The 949-nt window shown below is 40.5% G+C and carries 1 protein-coding gene; it reads right to left on the reverse strand.

From position 1 onward, the window contains the following. Positions 1 to 171: 171 nt before the first annotated feature. Positions 172 to 405, reverse strand: a complete 234-nt coding sequence (locus ABES02_RS29895) for a hypothetical protein (protein ID WP_430141710.1) — start codon at positions 403 to 405, stop codon at positions 172 to 174. Positions 406 to 949 lie beyond the last annotated feature (544 nt).

Below are 949 nucleotides of genomic sequence, written 5' to 3' on the forward strand. Positions count from 1 at the left end.
TAAGGCGCGTAGCGCCGGGTCCGTCAGGACTTAGGCTCGCAGGGTTCTCTGCCTGATCTCGCTTCTTCGAATTATCTTCTGGCAGACCAAGGGAGCGTAGCGACCGCAGCGTGAATACGGTGTTAGGTGATGTCGGATACTCCCTGAAATACGTTCAATATATTCTCTGCTTTAATCTAAAGATATTCCTGCTTTTATTATTTCTGTTCTTGTTGCAGGACGTAATTTGGCATCAATATTTACCTTTAATCTCATTCCAGTATTCCCTTCAAACCATGATGTACAGGTATGACATTCCTTAATTATCTTATATGTTGATAAATCGGTAAAATAGTATAAATCTCCCTGACATATGTCACAAGACTCTTGAAATGGCTTATTAAAGGTTAATAATGACTCCATCATCCTTATAAATCGACCTACATAATTCTTTACGTCTCGTTCTTTCTTTAGCAGTTCAAAAGTTTTAAACGAGTCTCGTAGCATCTCATTTGTAATTAATAAATCTGTATGATTCAAGGTGCTAAGTCTTTCATTAAAATCATGGGTCCAATCGGGTTTAATATTTTTTATGTATTTTTGAATTAAACTCCATGAATTTCTAATCGATAGGAGTATCAATTCATTATCCGGATTGTTGATATCATTGAATATAGGCTCAAGTTCATGTATTGCTTCTTAAGATGCCCGTAAATATTCATGGTTTTCACTTCCTGAATCTTGTCCGATTTCACCTAACGTCCTTGTATTCACGAATTCGAGAGCCTTAAGGCGCGGTAGCGCCGGGTCCGTCAGGACTTAGGCTCGCAGGATTGTCTGCCTGATTCCACTTCTTCGAAAAACCTCGGGCAGACCAAGGGAGTGTAGCGACCGCAGCGTGAATACGGTGTTATGCGTTGCTTCCGGCATCTTTGTATTACCCGCAAAAAAAAGTGCCGTTGGCTGTCGC

Source organism: Neobacillus pocheonensis (assembly GCF_050477905.1).
Taxonomy (GTDB): Bacteria; Bacillota; Bacilli; order Bacillales; family Cytobacillaceae; genus Neobacillus; species Neobacillus pocheonensis_A.